The organism is Robertmurraya korlensis NBRC 107688, from assembly GCF_001591645.1.
In the GTDB taxonomy this organism is placed as follows: domain Bacteria; phylum Bacillota; class Bacilli; order Bacillales; family Cytobacillaceae; genus Robertmurraya_A.
Genome location: NZ_BCVH01000053.1, coordinates 1 through 1440 on the forward strand (window position 1 = coordinate 1; position 1440 = coordinate 1440).

Annotated in this window: 1 protein-coding gene and 1 pseudogene; one reads left to right on the top strand and one right to left on the bottom strand. The window is 35.8% G+C overall.

Translation table 11 applies throughout. The features are described from left to right. Positions 1-358, top strand: a pseudogene (locus BKO01S_RS24135) (IS110 family transposase); the annotation flags it as partial. A 321-nt stretch (positions 359-679) separates the two neighbouring features. On the opposite strand, the gene BKO01S_RS23555 reads toward BKO01S_RS24135, so the two are convergent. After that, positions 680-1153, bottom strand: a complete 474-nt coding sequence (locus BKO01S_RS23555; protein WP_439951060.1) for a hypothetical protein — start codon at positions 1151-1153, stop codon at positions 680-682. Between the last annotated feature and the right edge of the window lie 287 nt (positions 1154-1440).

The window sequence follows — 1440 nt, forward strand, 5'->3', positions numbered from 1 at the left end:
AAAAAACGATGTGAAAGACGCTAAAGTCATCGCTCAGCTGGTCAAGGATGGGAGATATGCTGAACCAACGATTCCACAAGGTGTTTATGCAGAACTCCGTGTGGCGAAAAAAATACGTGATCTCCTAACTGATGACCTTCAAACGGTGCAAGGCCAGATTCACAACTGGTGGATCGCTATTTTCCTGAGTTTTTAACCGTCTTAAGAGTTGGGAAGGGAAAGCAGCCTTGCAGTTTTTAAGGCTAGGGACCTTACCACATGGACTGGTCCATTTTTCTAATCAGTACTTATTGGATCATTTACGAAAGCAGTTAGTCGCAGTGTAGGATTAAACAAAATAATAAAGATAAAACAAGCAGATACCGGAGTCGTCTATTAGCTGCTTAAGCACCTTTTTTAAACTGTCCGTACAATGGGCATCAGTTCAATCCATGAGGATTAACTCTTTTTTGTTATATTTCCTTATAGCTATAGGTGCATTTTGTTAAAGTACAAGATGTTTAGGAGGTATTCCCAGGGGATAGATAAGAAAAATACCTTTGTAGAAATAAATTAACTAGTGTGAACTCGTCAATTTATTTCCGCGGGTATTTACACTTATTTCAATACTATTTATATTATTTAGTTTCATAAAAATAAACAGCAAGGTGATAAGAAAGGAATAGAATTTTTAATATAGTTAAACGAAACTTTCTCTTTTTGATACTTTTAGAATAATAGCCCTTAAAGTAAATCCAATAATTAGTCCGGGGATAACAAAGATCATTGGCATAAATACTGGCCCAATAAGATGACCAAACAGTTTTAATTCACCACAATAAAATAACCCTACTGTAACTAAATAAGCTGAAAAAACGAATGGGAGAAAAGAGAGTTTTTCGTCAGGAGGCATTGCAGTTCGATAACCATCCCACATTGCAAAAAAATATAAACAGGCATAAAATAAAAGCCACTGATAATCTGTAACTGAATAAGCTTTGTCGAATTCCCCTAAATAACTAAGCATAATAGCAAGATTAAATTTACTCTGAAGGTTAATAATTACTTCAGACAGAATAAAAAAGATACCCTTAACATAATGACCTGTTAATAATTGACTAAACCCCGGTAATGCTATATTCCAGAGAATTGATTCTAATTTCCCAACTTTCATCACTTCTCAACCTCCTTTACAATTATAAAGTTAGTTTGCTTAAGAAAAATATAATCAATTCACTTATTAGCCAAAAATGTGAAGAAATGTACTTAAAGAAAAGGTGGCATTCCTTAAATATCTGGCTGCATATGATGTAGCTTTTTATTGTACGAAAGGGCAGGTGTGCGGCCGAGCCTAGGTCGTATCATATAGCGGGTGGGATTCCCACCGAGTAAGAACTAGCTATTCACTCTAGCGAGTCTTGGAGGACTGAAGGGAACTCTAGTCTTTAAGCGTAGACAGCT

Bases quoted from the DNA above. Each gene is read 5' to 3' on its own strand.
- BKO01S_RS23555 (WP_439951060.1), bottom strand. From the start codon at position 1,153: ATGAAAGTTGGGAAATTAGAATCAATTCTCTGGAATATAGCATTACCG.